Source organism: Streptococcus sp. HMSC066F01 (assembly GCF_001837335.1).
In the GTDB taxonomy this organism is placed as follows: Bacteria; Bacillota; Bacilli; order Lactobacillales; family Streptococcaceae; genus Streptococcus; species Streptococcus oralis_S.
On sequence record NZ_KV832119.1, the window covers coordinates 257,306 to 257,820 of the forward strand.

Here is a 515-nt window from a genome sequence, read left to right on the forward strand (position 1 = left end):
ATAATGGTTTATAGCTTTTTCTTAATCTGTTTTTACTCATTGTTATTTCCATTCCTCTCAGCATATTCAGCATTGACACCGTATACATTCTTCCCATGCTTTAATTCATTGAGTTGTTTATCAGTATAATTAAATACCATTACTGTTCCCCTGTTTCACCATTTGAATAAATCACTTTTACATTTTTTTCTGTAATTCCACGATGGTTTATCAAATATTGATTATCATCTTTTCGAGAACTATTTTGAAAATCTCTACTTCTTATTTCGTTATTTTGTTTATTAAATGCGATTATATAACTTAGTTGTTTGCTATCAGAGAAAAATATTTTAACTTTTGCGCCCCAAGCATCAGACGGAATTGATGCATATGAAGGGTCGGTTATATGTACCTCCTCAATCCCTTCATAGGAATTTTTTAACGCATTAACCAGACTTACTTCGTACTCTCTATTTCGACGTTCTTCTTGAGATTTTCCTAACAACCTAAACATAAAAATAGCTCCTGCTGTGATG

At 31.7% G+C, this 515-nt stretch carries 1 protein-coding gene; it reads right to left on the bottom strand.

The annotated features are described in order from the left end of the window. Positions 1-139: 139 nt before the first annotated feature. On the bottom strand, positions 140-515 hold a 376-nt coding region (locus HMPREF2655_RS08500), incomplete at its 5' end, for a hypothetical protein (RefSeq protein ID WP_257368009.1).